The organism is Sphingobium sp. CCH11-B1, assembly GCF_001556865.1.
In the GTDB taxonomy this organism is placed as follows: domain Bacteria; phylum Pseudomonadota; class Alphaproteobacteria; order Sphingomonadales; family Sphingomonadaceae; genus Sphingobium.
In genome coordinates, this window is sequence record NZ_LSJY01000080.1 from 39468 (window position 1) to 55934 (window position 16467).

The 16467-nt window shown below is 63.9% G+C and carries 18 protein-coding genes and 1 pseudogene; 7 read left to right on the forward strand and 12 right to left on the reverse strand.

Annotated features, from left to right (window positions below; genetic code table 11):
- From AX724_RS09205 to AX724_RS09220, 5 genes and pseudogenes are all read right to left on the reverse strand, one after another.
- Positions 1-762 carry a TIGR02186 family protein gene (locus AX724_RS09205; RefSeq protein WP_066765592.1) on the reverse strand — a complete coding sequence of 254 codons (762 nt, stop codon included), beginning with the start codon at positions 760-762 and terminating at the stop codon, positions 1-3.
- On the reverse strand, positions 762-1676 hold the full coding sequence (locus AX724_RS09210) for a sulfite exporter TauE/SafE family protein (protein ID WP_066765594.1): 915 nt from the start codon (positions 1674-1676) through the stop codon (positions 762-764). The genes AX724_RS09205 and AX724_RS09210 overlap by 1 nt, the downstream gene beginning before the upstream one ends.
- A gap of 56 nt (positions 1677-1732) precedes the next feature.
- Entirely contained in the window at positions 1733-2323 is a 591-nt protein-coding gene (locus tag AX724_RS09215; RefSeq protein ID WP_231736600.1) for a hypothetical protein, read from the reverse strand.
- On the reverse strand, positions 2262-2780 hold the full coding sequence (locus AX724_RS24450) for a hypothetical protein (RefSeq protein WP_231736602.1): 519 nt from the start codon (positions 2778-2780) through the stop codon (positions 2262-2264). Before AX724_RS24450 ends, AX724_RS09215 begins: the two co-directional genes overlap by 62 nt.
- Positions 2777-4113 (reverse strand): annotated as a pseudogene (locus tag AX724_RS09220) (glycosyl transferase family protein). Before AX724_RS09220 ends, AX724_RS24450 begins: the two are co-directional and overlap by 4 nt.
- Positions 4114-4478: 365 nt before the next feature.
- On the opposite strand from AX724_RS09220, the gene AX724_RS23995 reads away from it, so the two are divergent.
- The 5 genes from AX724_RS23995 to AX724_RS09240 all read left to right on the forward strand — a co-directional run bounded on the left by AX724_RS23995 (position 4479) and on the right by AX724_RS09240 (position 8199).
- Positions 4479-4652, forward strand: a complete 174-nt coding sequence (locus AX724_RS23995; RefSeq protein WP_197421529.1) for a hypothetical protein — start codon at positions 4479-4481, stop codon at positions 4650-4652.
- Between the two features lie 222 nt (positions 4653-4874).
- Positions 4875-5048: a hypothetical protein gene (locus tag AX724_RS24845; protein ID WP_331711437.1), complete on the forward strand. Its 174-nt coding sequence runs from the start codon at positions 4875-4877 to the stop codon at positions 5046-5048.
- A gap of 144 nt (positions 5049-5192) precedes the next feature.
- Positions 5193-6392, forward strand: coding sequence for an ADP-forming succinate--CoA ligase subunit beta (gene sucC, locus AX724_RS09230; protein ID WP_066765600.1), 1200 nt, complete (start codon positions 5193-5195; stop codon positions 6390-6392).
- A 97-nt stretch (positions 6393-6489) separates the two neighbouring features.
- Entirely contained in the window at positions 6490-7239 is a 750-nt protein-coding gene (locus AX724_RS09235) for an electron transfer flavoprotein subunit beta/FixA family protein (RefSeq protein WP_066765602.1), read from the forward strand.
- A gap of 30 nt (positions 7240-7269) precedes the next feature.
- Positions 7270-8199, forward strand: coding sequence for an electron transfer flavoprotein subunit alpha/FixB family protein (locus AX724_RS09240; protein ID WP_066765605.1), 930 nt, complete (start codon positions 7270-7272; stop codon positions 8197-8199).
- A 60-nt stretch (positions 8200-8259) separates the two neighbouring features.
- Here AX724_RS09240 and AX724_RS09245 read toward each other — a convergent pair whose 3' ends face one another.
- The 6 genes from AX724_RS09245 to AX724_RS23320 form a co-directional block, all read right to left on the reverse strand.
- Entirely contained in the window at positions 8260-8652 is a 393-nt protein-coding gene (locus AX724_RS09245) for a glycine zipper 2TM domain-containing protein (protein ID WP_066765606.1), read from the reverse strand.
- 221 nt (positions 8653-8873) lie between these two features.
- Positions 8874-9086 carry a hypothetical protein gene (locus AX724_RS09250; RefSeq protein WP_066765608.1) on the reverse strand — a complete coding sequence of 71 codons (213 nt, stop codon included), beginning with the start codon at positions 9084-9086 and terminating at the stop codon, positions 8874-8876.
- Between the two features lie 104 nt (positions 9087-9190).
- Positions 9191-10171 (reverse strand): hypothetical protein, encoded by a 981-nt coding sequence (locus AX724_RS09255; RefSeq protein ID WP_066765611.1) that lies wholly within the window; start codon positions 10169-10171, stop codon positions 9191-9193.
- A gap of 76 nt (positions 10172-10247) precedes the next feature.
- Positions 10248-10523 (reverse strand): type II toxin-antitoxin system RelE/ParE family toxin, encoded by a 276-nt coding sequence (locus tag AX724_RS09260; protein WP_066765612.1) that lies wholly within the window; start codon positions 10521-10523, stop codon positions 10248-10250.
- Complete coding sequence (relB, locus tag AX724_RS09265) at positions 10523-10705, reverse strand: type II toxin-antitoxin system RelB family antitoxin (protein WP_066765613.1); 183 nt, start codon at positions 10703-10705, stop codon at positions 10523-10525. Before relB ends, AX724_RS09260 begins: the two co-directional genes overlap by 1 nt.
- A gap of 62 nt (positions 10706-10767) precedes the next feature.
- Positions 10768-11163: a hypothetical protein gene (locus AX724_RS23320; protein ID WP_156448035.1), complete on the reverse strand. Its 396-nt coding sequence runs from the start codon at positions 11161-11163 to the stop codon at positions 10768-10770.
- A gap of 283 nt (positions 11164-11446) precedes the next feature.
- On the opposite strand from AX724_RS23320, the gene AX724_RS09270 reads away from it, so the two are divergent.
- Positions 11447-12373 carry a hypothetical protein gene (locus tag AX724_RS09270; protein ID WP_066765614.1) on the forward strand — a complete coding sequence of 309 codons (927 nt, stop codon included), beginning with the start codon at positions 11447-11449 and terminating at the stop codon, positions 12371-12373.
- Positions 12374-12381: 8 nt separating this feature from the next.
- Here the strand turns inward: AX724_RS09270 and uvrA are convergent, their stop codons facing one another.
- Entirely contained in the window at positions 12382-15297 is a 2916-nt protein-coding gene (gene uvrA, locus AX724_RS09275) for an excinuclease ABC subunit UvrA (RefSeq protein ID WP_066765616.1), read from the reverse strand.
- Between the two features lie 292 nt (positions 15298-15589).
- On the opposite strand from uvrA, the gene AX724_RS09280 reads away from it, so the two are divergent.
- Positions 15590-16467, forward strand: an 878-nt coding sequence (locus tag AX724_RS09280) for a hypothetical protein (protein ID WP_197421530.1), incomplete at its 3' end; no start/stop codon positions are given.

The window sequence follows — 16467 nt, forward strand, 5'->3', positions numbered from 1 at the left end:
TCAAATCCGTTTGGCGATGGCGCCCGCTGCCCAGCCCATGCCGACCGCAAGCGCGATGGCGGCAAGGCCGTAGAAGAAGGACCAGTGTTCCGCCGCGCTGGCCATGAACTGTTCGAAGCCCGACTTGCGGACGGTGATGTCGCGTACCGCCGCGGCGACGACGCGGCCGTTCTGCACCAGGAATGTCTCCGCGGTGTAATCGCCCACGATCACGCGCGCCGACAATGGCAGCCGCGCGCGGTACAGCACGCCGTCGCTGATCTCGACCGTGCCGGGGCGCTCCACGAACAGGCCGGACCGCTCCCGCAGGGCGACGAGGCCATTTTCGAAGCGGCTGAGTTCGGCGCTGTCGTTCAGCGAGGAGGGGGAAAGTTGCAGTTTGTCCACGCCCAGTTCGTAGATGGCGGCGGTGCGTTCATCGACGATCTGGTTGATCGGCCTCGACGATGCCATGGCGTAGAAGCTCGGCGCGGAGCGGAAACGCGCGGTGTCGGCATTGACCCAGATGCCGGCGACCTTTTGCTTTTCGCGAATGATGACCGATTGTTCCGGTCCCTTCAGCACCACGACGATGTCGGCCGGCTTTTCCGGGCGACGACCGTCTGGATAGACGATGGCGCCGAACAGCAGCAGGTCAGCGCCGGTGAAGCTGTACTGGATCTCCACGTCCCGCTGCGACACGTCTGGCACCAGTTGGGGCGCGTCCGCCCCGCCCAGCGGCAGGGCGACGGCCGCGAGGAGCAGGGCGGCGGCCTTGCGCATCAGCCAAGCTCTATCGTGTAGATGGCATCCGGCCGCCAGCCCAGCCCCAGCGCCATCCGCGCGGCGACCAGAAGCACGATGGCAGCGAGCAGCACGCGCAGATATTCCGGCCGGATCGTCATGGAAAGGCGCGTACCGATCTGCGCCCCGGTGACGCTGCCCACCAGCAGCAGCATGGCCAGCACCAGATCGACCGCCTTGGTCGTCATCGCGTGCATCATCGTGGTCGCCATCGTGACGAAGAGAATCTGGAACAGCGACGTGCCGACCACCGACTGCGTCGTCATGCCCAGCAGATAGAGCATGGCGGGTACGAGGATGAAGCCGCCGCCCACGCCCAGCAACATGGTGAGGATGCCGGTGGCCACGCCCAGCAGCAGGGGCGCGAGCGGGGAGATATAAAGGCCCGAGCGATAGAAGCGCCAGCGCATCGGCAGAGCGGCGACGAGCGGATGGTGACGGCGCTTGCGGGCAGGCGCGCGCTTGCCGGTCTTCAGCGCGACGAGCGCCTGGATCGATTCCTTGGCCATCAGCCCGCCGATGCCGCCGAGCATCAGGACATAGAGGATGCCGATGACGGTATCGATCTGCCCCAGATGCTGGAGCAGCCGGAAGATCAGCACGCCAAGCCCCGCGCCCACGATGCCGCCCGCTATCAGGACGCCACCCATGCGGAAGTCGACCGTGCCGCGCGATATGTGGGTGACGACGCCGGAAACGCTGGCGCCCGTCACCTGCGACGCGGCCGAGGCGGCTGCGACGGTCGGCGGGATGCCGTAGAAGATGAGGAGCGGCGTCGTCAGGAAGCCGCCACCGACGCCGAACATGCCCGACAACAGTCCTACGACCCCGCCCAGCGCGACAATGACGAGCGCGTTCACCGAAAGGTTGGCGATGGGCAGATAAAGATCCATGCTGGCCTTCGGTTAACCCCAAAGACGCCCGGCATAAAGGCGAAAGCCTCGTTCGCTCAAAAATCGGCGCCCAACGTCAGCGCCAGGCCGGATGCCGGGCGGGCGTCGCCGGCGATTCGCTGACGCCATTCGAGCGACATGCGGGCGTTGGCGTTGGGGAGGGGCAGGCGCAGCTGAAGTTCGGGACTGGCGTCAAGCCTGCTGACACCCGGTTGCGCGCCCCCCGAGAGCGCAGCGCCGACACGGACAGGGGCACCCCGAACCGGGGCGAGCAGCGACATTTTGCCGTCGATGAACAGGTCCGTGCGGCGGAGGCCGACGACACCCGCTTGCGCATAAGCTTCCGCCTCCAGCCCTTTTGCGACAGGCATCGGGCCAAAGCCCCCGACGGCCATGATGGCCGTGGCGTTGCGTGCTCCGGCCCCGAGCGCGATACGGCGTTCAGCGGCGATGGTGACGGGGATGGTATGCACAGGCTGGAATGCGACGCCCGCCGCCGCTTCGGGCGCGGCCGGCCGCTGGAGTGCGCTGGTGAGGCGGCCATAGGCGGTCATGCGCGCCGATCCCCTGTCGGACAGTAGATACTCAACACGGATGCCCGCCTGCGATCCGCCGAGCCGCCCGACCGCCGCGGCGTCCGACGGCACGGTGCTGCCGTCGCGCCAAAGTACCCAGCTGCTCGCCCGCCATCGGTCCTGAGCGGGCAGGGAGGACAGGCTGGGAGGCGGGGAGGCCGTGGCGGGTCGTGCCGTAGCGGCGATTGGCGAAACCGACCGAGAAATGGATGAATTGCAACAGGTCGATGCTGGCGTCGGGGCGGTTTGCGATGTCTGGCCGCCGGGCGGGAGCCGGAAGGCTGGGCGAAGGCGGCGGGACCGGGATGAGGGCTGGCGGGAACAGCGCGACTATGGTCGCGCGCCCAGACGGGGTGCTTCGCTTACCCGTTTGCGGTGTCCATGCGGCGAGAACGGGTGAAGCGGCAGCCAACGGCGCGGGCGAGGGCCCGATGCGCGGCAGTTGCTCGCTGGCGACGCGCAGTCCGACCCAGCTCAACATCATGAGCAGAAGGAAGCGCAAGGGGCGGCTGTGGACGGCGCCGATCATGCGTCGGCCTGCATGTCGGGGAATCGATGGCTGGTCTTGTCCCAGCGAAGCGGCTTTCCGAACAACGACCTGCCGTAAAGGAAGATCGCGCGGCGCGCGGCCAGGATCGCGATATAGTTGGCGATGACCGTGCGCGGGATCGCGCTGAGACCCTGCCGCCAACCATAGACCCGACCAGTGAAGAGTGCGCGCATGACGATCCGCCATGTCATCAGCATGAGGTTGGCGGTCAGCAGCCATTTCATGAAGGGCGAAACATGGAGCGGCGGAACCGCGACCAGCAGCCCGATCAGCAGCATGGCCGCCCATAGGATGAAAGAGAGGTAGGCCGCGCAGAGAATCAGCGCCGCCATCGTCGCCCGTCGGTCGCGGATGCGCATCCACCATTCGGCCGGGCCGCCCCGCCAGCCCAGCCGGTCCCAACCCGCCAGCGATATGCCGACCATCCAGCGCGCCTTTTGCCGGACGGCTTCGTGCAGTGTGTCGGGGAAGAATTCGCGGGTTGCGACCAGGCCACCGCGCTGGTCGCGCATCCGCACGAACACGCCGCGTCCGCCCATGTCGCTGATCCGAAGGCCGACCTCATAATCTTCGGTGAGCGAAGAAGGATCGAACGGACCGCCGTGGCGGTCATCGACCAGTTGCCCCAATATGGCTCGTTCGAAGGCGCAGGCGACCCCGGCGGAGGGAATGGACGCGCCCAGCGCCTCCCCACGGTGAGCAGCCGGCCATGGCTTTCGGCAAATTCGTCGCAATAATGATCGGCGATCGCCCGGTTGAACCAGCCGCCCCGGCCGGGAAGGGGCAGGACCGGCAACTGGACGAGGGCAAAGCGGTCGATCATGAAGTCGAACAGGCGGATCTCGTCCGCATGAACGACATCTTCGGCGTCGTGGAGCAGGACAGCCTTGAACGTTAAGCCCTCCCTTGCCTCGCATGCCCTCATCGCCCGCCACAGCGTGTTGAGGCAGTCGGCCTTTGTGGTCGGACCGGGGCGGGGATTGACTGCGACGACGATGCGCGGCTCCCCTTCGGCCACGGCGGTAAGGGCCGTCACGGTATCGGGATCATTGGGATAGACGCCCACGAAGATGCGGTAGCGCGCGTCCTGCCACTGGCTGAGCGCGTGGCGCAGCATGGGCGCGATCACCTCGGCTTCGCGCCAGGCGGGGATGAAGACGGCGATGGTTCCGGGCGCGGCCGCCGCAGGAAGGGTCGCGGTCGTCATGCGGGGGTGGCGCGCATAGACCGAAAGGTCGCGCCAATATTTCCGCACGAGGAAAAGGAGATCCATGAGCAGATCGTCGATGCCGCCGATCCACAGGCCCACCATGGCGAAAAGCAGCAGTTCGCTATGAATTGCCTGCAGCCCAGCCGCCAACGTATCGCCCAAGCCGAACGCCCCCCAGCTTCTTCCGTGCAGATGTTGGCATCTACGCAGCGCGCATCCAAGCCTTTTACGCAATTTACCGAAAAGCGGTCCTGCGACTGCAGCCGGGAAGGCCTGGCGGGCGGCCGGACGAGGCCGCGGCAGGGCGGTCTGTTGCCCGGGCGAGCCGATTGCGGTCGCCACGGGGCCGCTGCCGTGCTATAGAGTCCCCTGACGTTCCGCATGTCACGGCCAGCCCATGAGGGCGCCGACAGCGGGTATCGTCCAATCGACCACACTTCTGAACGCAAAGAGGAGGAGGGCGAGATATGGAGACGGATGTCAATTATCTGCTGCATCGGCAGCAAATGGCGCTCATCCGGGCGCAGGGCAGCCAGTCGGAACAGGGCAAGGCAGCTTATGAAGGGCTGGCGCGCGGCTATGCAAGCCGGATCGACGCCTACCGGCAGGCGAACCAGAGGATGATCCTGCCGGCCCATTGACGCCGGGTGGCAGTCCCGACCATCGCACCGCTGCCGCTCTTGCGCCCTATCTGCAGGAGCGACAGAAAGCATGGCATGAGACCCGCTCTTTTCGCGATTGCGTTCAGCCTTTTTGCCTTTTGCCTGGCGGGCTGCGCGTCCCTGTCCCCCGAGTCGCGCGTCAGAGCAGGGCTGATGAATGCCGGCCTGTCTGAGCCGATGGCGTCCTGCATGGCAAAGCCGATGGCGAGGAACCTCAGCGTCCTGCAACTCCGCCGGCTTCAGTCGCTGGGCGGAATCCGCAAATCGCACAGGCAGGGCCTGACCATAGCGGAACTGCTGCGCAGGCTGCGCGCTTTGCAGGATCCGGAGATCGTCGCAGTCACCGGACGGGCCGCCGTCGCTTGCGCATTTTGACGTAATTTTGCGATTTTTCCTCTGGTTCACAGGAATGAAATTTGCAATTTTGCAAAGTGATTTTGCAAATTGCGCTGGCCTGCCGGGTTCGCCTGTGCTTATCGATCCGTCATCTGCTTCATCGCAAAAGGACGGGCCCGACCCATGAACATTCACGAATATCAGGCCAAGGAACTGCTGGCGAAATATGGCGCGCCGATCGCAGCCGGCTATGCCGCCTTCTCGGTCGACGAAGCTGTCGAGGCCGCCAAGAAACTGCCTGGGCCGCTTTATGTCGTGAAGTCGCAGATCCATGCCGGCGGTCGCGGCAAGGGCAAGTTCAAGGAACTCGGCCCCGATGCGAAGGGCGGCGTCCGCCTCGCCTTCAACCTTGACGAAGTGAAGGCCCATGCCACCGACATGCTGGGCAACACGCTGGTCACGATCCAGACCGGCGACGCGGGCAAGCAGGTGAACCGCCTCTACGTCACCGATGGCGCGGACATCGCCAAGGAATTCTACCTCGCGCTGCTGGTCGATCGCGCCACCAGCCGCGTCGCCTTCGTCGTGTCGACCGAAGGCGGCATGGACATTGAAGAGGTCGCCCACTCGACCCCCGAAAAGATCCACAGCTTCTCGGTCGATCCGGCTTCGGGCTTCCAGCCGCACCATGGCCGCACCGTGGCCGCCGCGCTGGGCCTGACCGGAGATCAGGCGAAGCAGGCCGCCAAGGTCGCTGCCTCGCTCTATGCCGCCTTCCTCGACACCGATGCCGAGCAGATCGAGGTCAATCCGCTTGCGCTGACGGAGCAGGGCAACCTCCTCGTGCTCGACGCCAAGGTGGGCTTCGACGGCAACGCCATGTTCCGCCACAAGGACATCGCCGAACTGCGCGACCTGACCGAAGAGGACGCGGCCGAAGTCGAAGCGTCGAAGTACGACCTTGCCTACATCAAGCTGGACGGCAACATCGGCTGCATGGTGAACGGCGCGGGCCTCGCCATGGCGACGATGGACATCATCAAGCTGAACGGCGAATTCCCCGCCAACTTCCTGGACGTGGGCGGCGGCGCCACCACGGAAAAGGTGACGGCGGCCTTCAAGATCATCCTGAAAGACCCGGCGGTGAAGGGTATTTTGGTCAACATCTTCGGCGGCATCATGAAATGCGACATCATCGCCAACGGCATTGTCGCCGCCGCCAAGGAAGTGAACCTGTCGGTCCCGCTGGTCGTTCGTCTGGAAGGCACCAACGTTCAGCAGGGCAAGGACATCTTGGCCAATTCGGGGCTGCCCATCGTTCCGGCGGACGACCTGGGCGACGCGGCGAAGAAGATCGTGGCAGAAGTGAGGAAGGCGGCCTGACGCTCTCACCAGCCTGAACGGAAAAATCGAGGGTGCGGGTGGTCCGGAAACGGGCCGCCCGCGCCCGCGCTGGCATTGATAATGGAGGATGTTGGAGATGAAGATCCTTGTGCCCGTGAAGCGGGTTATCGACTATAACGTAAAGCCGCGGGTGAAAGCGGACGGGACGGGCGTGGACCTGGCCAATGTCAAGATGAGCATGAACCCGTTCGACGAGATCGCGGTCGAGGAAGCCATTCGCCTGAAGGAAAAGGGCGTGGCGACCGAGATCGTCGCTGTGTCGATCGGCGTTGCCAAGGCGCAGGAGACGCTGCGTACCGCGCTTGCCATGGGCGCTGACCGGGCGATCCTCATTCAGACCGACGATGAGGTGGAGCCGCTGGGCGTCGCCAAGCTGCTGGCCAAGGTTCAGGAAGAGGAAGGTGCTGGCCTCATCATCCTGGGCAAGCAGGCGATCGACGACGACAGCAACCAGACGGGCCAGATGCTGGCCGCGCTGCTGGGCCTGCCGCAGGGCACCTTTGCCAGCAAGGTCGAGGTTGAGGGCGGCACGGTGAACGTCACCCGTGAAGTCGATGGCGGACTGGAGACGGTGAAGCTCAATACCCCTGCCATCATCACCACCGACCTTCGCTTGAACGAGCCGCGCTATGCGTCGCTGCCCAACATCATGAAGGCAAAGAGCAAGCCGCTGGCGACCAAGACGCCCGCCGATCTGGGCGTCGACATCGCGCCGCGCCTGTCGACGCTGAAGGTCGAGGAGCCGGCCAAGCGTTCTGCCGGCGTGAAGGTCGCCGATGTGGACGAACTGGTGGCGAAGCTGAAGGCGCTGGGCGTCGCGGCTTGATTTCCCGCACGGGGTTGAAAGGACAATCTGATGAAGACTCTTGTTTGGGTTGAGCATGAGGGCGGCGCGGTCAAGGATGCCACGCTGTCCGCTGTCACGGCGGCGTCGAAACTGGGCGAGGTGCACCTGCTGGTCGCCGGTCAGGGCGTGGACGGTGTCGCCGCCGAAGCTGCGAAGATCGCTGGCGTGGGCAAGGTCCATGTGGCCGACGACGCCGCGTTCGGCCATGCGCTTGCCGAGAATGTTGCGCCGCTGATCGTCGAGTTGATGGGCAGCCATGACGCGTTTGTCGCGCCTGCCACCAGCAACGGCAAGAATATCGCGCCGCGCGTCGCTGCTTTGCTGGACGTGATGCAATTGAGCGATATCCTTTCGGTCGAGGGTGAGGACACGTTCACGCGGCCGATTTATGCGGGCAATGCGATCGCGACCGTCCAGTCCAAGGACGCCAAGAAGGTCATCACCGTGCGCGGCACCGCGTTCGAAAAGGCGGCCCGTGACGGTGGCAGCGGCACGGTGGAGGCGGTCGCCTCGACCGGGGACAAGGGCCTCAGCAGCTTCGTCGGCGCGGAAATCGCCAAGCTGGAGCGCCCCGAGCTGACCAGCGCCAAGATCATCGTGTCGGGCGGCCGCGCGCTGAAGGACAGCGAGACGTTCGAGCAGATCATCTTCCCGCTCGCCGACAAGCTGGGGGCCGCGGTTGGCGCGAGCCGGGCGGCGGTCGACGCGGGCTATGTCCCCAACGACTATCAGGTCGGCCAGACCGGCAAGATCGTCGCGCCCGAAGTCTATGTCGCGGTCGGCATTTCCGGCGCGATCCAGCACCTGGCCGGCATGAAGGACAGCAAGACCATCATCGCCATCAACAAGGACGAGGATGCGCCGATCTTCCAGGTGGCGGATGTCGGCCTGGTGGGCGATCTGTTCAAGGTCGTGCCGGAACTCACCGAAAAGCTCTAACCCGATCTTCGTCGGGTAGGAAAGAGGGCGCGGAAATCCGTTTCCGTGCCCTTTTTCACGTCATTCGCAATTGATGTCGTTGCGATCTATGGCGCGTCCGGCAAGCGCGCCGCCGGCGCCGCCCAGGATGGTGCCCAGCGTCTTCGATCCGCCCGGCGCGATGACATTGCCCAGCACGCCGCCCGCCAGAGCACCGACGATGGTGCCGGTGGTGCCGTCATCCCGCTTGCAATAATAGCGGCCGTCGCGGTCGCGATAGATGGCGTCATTGTCCCCCAGCCGGCGCCGTTCGTAGCGCTGGCCGTCGCGCCGGTCGCGCGAGCGGTCGTAGCGGGGCGGACCGCGCCGGTCGGAGGGACGGTCATAGCCGTAGCCGCCGCCATAATCGTCCGTCCCGCACGCGCCCAGCGGCAGCATCGCGGCGATCAGCGCCATCATCATCGGGGTACGCATCCAATGTCTCCTTCTTATCTTTGGTTCGCCCCGGAGGATAACCCCCGCCGGCCCACTATGTTGCCAGGGCATGAAAAACCGCCCGCCTGCTGCCGTGAGAGGGGGGACGCGGCAGCGGGCGGGCGGTGACCGGCGGCAATGCGGGGGGGATGCGCCGCCGGAGAGAAAATTGTCAGTGCCAGTGCGGCTTTACCAGCGCGGCTTTACCAGCGCGGCCCTTATCAGTGGGGCAGGGGCACGCCGGGCGCGGTGTTGCTGCTGACGACCGGGCTGGTCGAGGACGAGCCGCTGTCGGCGCGCTGCTCGTCCAGCTTCACCTTGGCTTCATTGTAGCGGCCGACCAGGTCGTTCTTGAATTCGGTCAGCTTGCCTTCGTCATACAGTTTCTTGCCAACATAGCCTGCGATCGCGCCGAAGATCAGGGTCCGGATCATTGGGTGTCTCCTTGAAGGGTTTGGGGGAATAACCGGCCGCGCGGCGAAGGGTTCCGGCGGTTTCGACGCCGGCCGCGCACGGCTCGGCTCAACGGCCGGGCAGGTCAGCCGGCGGCGGCGTGGGGGCCGAGCGGCTGCGGCGGGGCGAAGAAGGCGTTGCGGGCGTGCATCGCGGCGATCTCATAGGGCAGGCGGGCGACGGCCTCCTGCGCGTCCAGCGCCGCCTCTTCCTCCGGCGTCAGGTCGCGTTCGTAGAAATCGGGATCATAGGGTTCCTCGCTCTGATCCCCGTCGAAGCCGGGCGGCGGCGGGAAATCGGTGCGCTGGCGGCCCAGCCGATCGTCGAACCAGACGCCGCGCAGCCGGTCGGCCGCTTCCTCCGGCGGCAATTCCATCAGCCGGACGGGCGGTTCGGGCGGAAGTTCACACCGTTCCTGAGCGTCGGAAATCTGCGGGATGTTGGCGGCCGAGGAGAGGAGGGCGACGCGCTGCGCGATGAAGAGCGCGACGCTGGCGGTGGTGGCGAAGCTGGGCGCTGAGGCGGCGGCGCTTTCCTGCGCGGCGGGGTCGGCTTGCGCGTCGGGCGCGGGCGCGGCTTCGGGTGCATGTGGGGCGGCATCGGGCGGCGGGCAGAGCAGGTCGAGATAGGCGATGAAATCCTGCGCCACGATGCGGGCGAGCGCGGCGTCGGAGCCTTCCGCCGGCTGATCGGCCATGCGGTCCAGCCGCGCGAGCATCGACATGGCGAGCCGGTTGTCATGGCGGTGGCGGCGCATTTCCGTGCCGTCCTCGTCGCGGGTCATGACCTCCTCCTGCCCCTCCAGCGCGCGGGCGAGCAGCGTGTCGGCCAGCCGCGCACGGGCGATGAGGATCGCCGCGTCCCACCCCAGGCGAAAGGCGGTGCCCTCGCGGCGCAGGCGCAAGGCATAGGCGGCGCGCTCGGAAATATGCACCGCCTCGCAGGCGGCGCGGACGATGCCGGTGGCGGCAAGCGTTTCGACGAAGAGGCGCTGGCGCGCAGGGGACCAGCCATCGACGCGGACCTGCTGCGCGGCGACGGGAAGGGTGATGTCGTGGAAGGTCATGGCTGTGCGCTCCCGGATGGAAAGGGTTTGCCGGGAGGGTAAGGGAGCGGTGGGGGTGTAGGACAGGGGGTGAGGTTTAGGGATATTGTTGGCGGGTGTGTTTGACGGCGAGGATTTCTATCCTGTCCTCCGTCACCCGGTAAATCAGAAGATAATTGGGTGTGACGATTGCTTCGCGCGTGTCAGCTACCCGGCCGGGGCGGTGCATATAGGGGTGATCGGTCAGCTTTTCGGCGGCTTGCTCGAAAAGATCGGCGAGGCGGAGCGCGGCAGAAGCATTACGGTCCGAAATATAGTCGAGAATATTGCGCGCGTCCTGCCGCGCCTTCGGGCGCCAGACGACATGCGGCATCAGGCGCGCCTTGCCGCCTTGGCTTCGATAAGCGCGCGCAGTTCGGCCATGACCTGATCGTGCGGGATGCTGGGGCGCGGATCGGCAAGGCTCGCCTCAACCTCCGCGCGGAGCCACGCGTCATAGGCTTCCGCTTCCTCGGTCGTCGCAAATTCGGACTCGATGGGGGTGAGTTTGGTCATCCAATTTCCCGCTACTGCAACCTATTGGTGGGGAGTAACCTCCCCACCAATCACTTACATTGCTAAGTTGTCAACTTTAAAATGCTGGTTAATATGACTCGCTGGCCGCTGTTTAATTCGTGGATCTCTCTCTCCAGCCTACGGACATGATCTTCAAATTCTCTACGCTGCTTCGACATTTCAAACAGCAAATCTGAAATGGTCGACGAAGAATCAGAATTATCACTATTTGATTTTGATTTCTCTGTAGAAATTTCGTCCAATGCTCTCATTGCGGCTTCTCTAAGCCTCATCGACACCCAAGAGTTTATTTTCATACCCTCCTGTCCTGCTGCAGCTCGCATCAGATTAATAGTGTCAGACTCAATGCCTTTGAGAGTATATTGTCTTCTGACGGGGCGTCCTTCTTCCTCCTCAAAATGGACGCAGTCAGAGGCTTGATGGCCTGCGTCTAGCATGGGGCTCTCCCTCTCGTGATAGCCGATAGTTTCGGCGGAACTTCACTCACAACAAAAACGACGGAGAGGCTAGTCTAGCCTCTCCGTCGGTTCGGATTATCTTCATTTATATGGGGTACCTTTAGGGGCCCTTGTCAATCAATGAACGTTAATAAATCGGGCTTTCCGCGACGAAAAGTGCTTTTTACGCGTCCAAACGAAAGCTTGGCAGTCTTGCCCTGGGACTGCTTAATGGGTACTTAGGTATCCCGACGCGGGGTGAAATCGACATGAGGGGGCCCCCATGACCATCGGTGTGACCACGATTGACCTTAGGCAGCAGGTAAGCCCTTTTTTGGGTTGCTCCAGCAACGAACTAGCTGAGTTTGCTCAGGATGCCTTAAGGCGAGTCTCGGCGATTATGGCCGAAGATGGAATGGTGCCTTCCAGATTGAAGAAGGCCTACACAGGCGCGATTTCAGACATAAAGACGGTTTCGATTAAACCACTTGTTGAGACAGCGGGCGCCTTCAGGGTTGATCGTAACGAACTGATCGTTTCCGAAAATCACGTCGTTCGGATCATCGACGCCGTTAACGTCGAAATGATGCGTCGCCATTCTAAGGGCCAAGTGATCGTTTCCGTCGAGGAAATTAGATCGGTTTATCAGCAAGTCTTCATTACTTTTGTCATGCATGAGTTGCGCCATCGCACGCAAGGCGTAGAACACTTGGACGAGGTATCGAGGCTTAAGGGGCTTGCAACTCCCTCTGCTATGGTCCGGCTAGATGTTAATGCCGACGCTGACGCGGCGACCGCCTGCGCCGCAATTTTCGGAAGCTATGCTCAGCGCCGAGAATATTTGAGAGCATTTCAGTCAGCTATCGCTTTATCGCTCGAGTATTTTTTTCAAGCATTTCCCTTGTCTGAAGCAAAGCATCATAAAATAGAAAGGGCTGCGGGTATTTTCATAATGGCCGGTAGATTGGCTTTGGCAGAACTTGCCGATCATCAGTTCGAAGATCCCAGCTTGCCTTTGGACACACCGCTATGGGTATCTTTGTCGCTCGACAAATTTCGCCTTTCACTTCACAGAGGCGATAGGTATCCAGATTTGATCGGCGTGGCCAACGATGATCAGGTGCCGAGGCTAGCGAAAAATATCGAAGCGGGCGATTTTGACGCTGCCTTGGGTGACGCGATTGTGCTCGTCAAGACGATGGAAATTTGACAGCTTAATCACTCCGCCGCCACAGCCTCCAGCCCCAGCAACGGAGCGAGATACCGCCCGGTAAAGCTCCGCGGTTCCTTCACCACCTGCTCCGGGGTGCCGACAGCGACGATCTCGCCGCCCTTCACGCCGCCTTCCGGTCCCATGTCGATGATCCAGTCGGCGGTCTTGATGACGTCGAGATTATGTTCGATCACGACCACGCTGTTGCCCTGGTCGACGAGGGCGTGGAGGACTTCGAGGAGTTTGCGGACGTCCTCGAAATGCAGGCCGGTGGTGGGCTCGTCCAATATGTAGAGGGTGTTGCCGGTGGCTCTGCGGGAGAGTTCCTTGGCGAGCTTGACGCGCTGGGCCTCGCCGCCCGAGAGGGTCGTCGCCTGCTGGCCGACCTTGACATAGCCAAGGCCCACTTCCGCGAGCATCGCCATCTTGTCGCGGATGGGGGGGACGGCCTTGAAGAATTCCACCGCATCCTCGACCGTCATGTCGAGCACGTCGGCGATCGACTTGCCCTTGAACTTCACCTCCAGCGTCTCACGATTGTAGCGCGCGCCGTGGCACACGTCGCAGGTGACATAGACGTCGGGGAGGAAGTGCATCTCGATCTTGAGCACGCCGTCGCCCTGGCAGGCTTCGCAGCGGCCGCCCTTGACGTTGAAGCTGAAGCGGCCGGGCTTGTAGCCGCGCGCCTGGGCTTCGGGGAGGCCGGCGAACCAGTCGCGGATGTTGGTGAAGGCGCCGGTATAGGTCGCCGGGTTGGAGCGCGGGGTGCGGCCGATGGGCGACTGGTCGATGTCGATCACCTTGTCGCAATGGTCTAGGCCGCTCACCTTGTCATGCGGCCCCGCGACGATCCGCGCGCCGTTGAGGGCGCGGGCCGACGCGGCGTAGAGCGTGTCGATGGTGAAGCTGGACTTGCCCGATCCCGACACGCCGGTGATGCAGGTGAAGGTGCCGAGCGGGATCGACGCGGTGACGCCGCGCAGATTGTTGGCGCGGGCGTTGTGGACGGTGAGCTTCTTGCCCGACCCCTTGCGGCGCTTGACCGGCACGTCGATGCGGCGGGTGCCGTTGAGGTAATCGGCGGTCAGGCTGTCCTTGTGCGCCAGGATTTCGGGCAGGGTGCCCTGCGCCACGATGGTGCCGCCATGGACGCCCGCGCCCGGCCCCATGTCCACGATATAGTCGGCGGCGCGGATCGCATCCTCGTCATGCTCCACGACGATGACGCTGTTGCCAAGGTCGCGCAGGCGCTTCAAGGTCACGAGCAGGCGGTCATTGTCGCGCTGATGCAGGCCGATCGAGGGTTCGTCGAGGACGTAGAGGACGCCCGAGAGGCCGCTGCCGATCTGGGAGGCGAGGCGGATGCGCTGGGACTCGCCGCCCGACAGGGTGCCGCTGGTGCGGTCGAGGTTCAGATAGTCGAGGCCGACATTGTTGAGGAAGCCCAGGCGCTCCACGATTTCCTTGAGGATGGCGCGGGCGATCTGGTTCTGCTGATCGTTGAGGTGCGCGGGGAGGGTGGAGAAGAAGCCCAGCGCGTCCACCACCGAGCGGCGGGTGGAAACCGAGATGTCCTCGCCTGCGATCTTGACCGCCAGCGCCTCGGGCTTCAACCGCGCGCCGTGGCAGGTCTCGCAGGGCATGGCGGTCTGATACTTGCTCAGTTCCTCGCGCATCCAGGCGGAGTCGGTTTGCAGGAGCCGGCGATTGAGATTGCCGATGACGCCCTCGAACGGCTTTTTCACTTCGTAGCTTTTGCGGCCGTCCTGAAAGCGCAGCGTGACCGGCTTGCCGCCAGTGCCGTGGAGGATGATGAGTTGCACCTCTCCGGGCAGATCCTGCCACGGCGTGTCGAGGCTGAACCCATATTCGCGCGCGAGGGAGCCGAGCACCTGCATATAATAAGGCGAGGGCGGGTTGGATTTCGCCCAGGGGACGACCGCGCCCTTCTTCAGGGACAGGGCTTCGTTGGGGACGACCAGTTCGGGGTCGAACTCCTGCCGCTCGCCAAGCCCGTCGCAGGCCGGGCAGGCGCCCATGGGGGCGTTGAAGGAAAAGAGGCGCGGTTCGATTTCGGGAATGGTGAAGCCGCTGACGGGGCAGGCGAATTTTTCCGAAAAGACGATGCGGTTGGCGGGGATGCCCGCGCCCTTCATCTTCTTGTCGGTAGAGGCGGCTTCGTCCTCCCGCCCCGGCACGACGCCGTCCGCCAGATCCACATAGGCGAGGCCGTCCGCCAGTTTCAGTGCCTGCTCGAAACTGTCGGCAAGGCGTGTGCCCATGTCCGCGTCCACGGCGAGGCGGTCGACCACGACTTCGATGTCATGCTTATATTTCTTGTCGAGCGCGGGCGCGTCCTCGATTCCGTACATTTCGCCGTCGATGCGGACGCGGGTGTAGCCCGCCTTCTGCCATTCGGCGAGTTCCTTGCGATATTCCCCCTTGCGGCCGCGCACCACCGGGGCGAGCAGGTAGAAGCGGGTGCCCGCCGGCAACTGCATCACGCGGTCGACCATCTGGCTGACGGTCTGGGCGCTGATCGGTTCGCCCGTGACCGGGCTGTAGGGGATGCCGACGCGCGCCCAGAGCAGGCGCATATAGTCGTATATTTCAGTGACGGTCGCGACGGTCGAGCGCGGGTTGCGCGAGGTGGTCTTCTGCTCGATGGAGATGGCGGGGCTGAGGCCCTCGATATGCTCGACATCGGGCTTCTGCATCATCTCCAGAAACTGGCGCGCATAGGCGGAAAGCGATTCCACATAGCGCCGCTGCCCCTCCGCATAGATGGTGTCGAAGGCAAGGCTCGACTTGCCCGAGCCGGAAAGGCCGGTGATGACGATGAGGGAGTCGCGGGGCAGATCGACGTCGACGCCCTTGAGGTTGTGCTCGCGGGCGCCCCGCACGCTTATGTGGGTCAGCATTCGCTAAAGCTCTGCTTCTGGATATGGGTAAGGCTCATGGGGCGATGTTCTATCTTCGTTCCTGGCGGGAATCCAGAGCGGAAGATAGGAAGCGAAGCCGCGAAGGAAAAGGGCGGCATTTCATCGGGCGGCGGGGCGGTCGCGGCGGTATGCAAGTAATTCGGTCATTATGGAGGATGATCGATAATAAAGTTGTGAAAAAGCTGGACCTGGGCAATATTCATCCCTGGGGGGTCGGGGGACCAGTATGAACAGGAAAAGAATAGGGGGTCTGGCGGCCCTATGTTTTGTCGTGAGTGCCTGCAACCAGCAGCAGGGGCGGCCAGCCTTTTTGTCCGACCGGGGCGTGAGCAAGGAAGTGTTCGACGCCAAGGGGAACAGGCAGACAGGGGATGGGCTGCTCTACCAGTTCAGCCTGGCGGCGGATGCAGCCAAGCCAACTTTGGTCAGCGGCCAGCTGAGCGTGCCCAACACCGCGCGGCAGCGCGCCTTCATGGAAGCTGGCTTCGCGCTGATCCTGGCGCGGTGCAACGGCTATATCCTCGCCAAGTCCGACCGGCAGCGCGGCGTCAACGTGACGCGCGACGCGTTCGCCCCGATCACGGCGCTGGCGACGGGCATCGTGGCGCTGGTGAGCAGCGGCGACAGCGTGGACAGCGATGTGCTGACGGCGCTGTCGCTGGGCACGACCGCCGCCAGCGCAGGTTTCCGCATCTACGAGCAGCGGTTCCTGTTCGGGGCGGAGAATGTCAATTCGGTGCGGCGGCTGATCCTGACCGCCCTGACCGACAATGCCGCCGAAGCGTTGCGCAAGACCGATGAGGTGGCCAAGCAGATCCAGGCCGACAACGCGCGGGGCGGAGCGCAGCAAAATCGGGAGGCGCTGAGCTATTCCCAGGCGGTGATCTACCTGATCAACAACCAGTCCATCTGTTCGCCCGGCCACATATTGGAACTGGTGAATGGCGCGATCAGCGCGGGCAAGATCGAATCGATAAGCTCCACGGATGGCAAGCCGGCCAGTGGCGGCGCGGCTGGCGCGGGCGGCGCGGCCCAGCCGGGAGCGGGCGCGGCACCACCCGGAGCGGGCAATCCGCCGCCGGACGCTACGGAATCGGCGCCACCGCCCCCTGCCCCTGCCGGCAGCCTGAATGTCGTGACCACCACGGT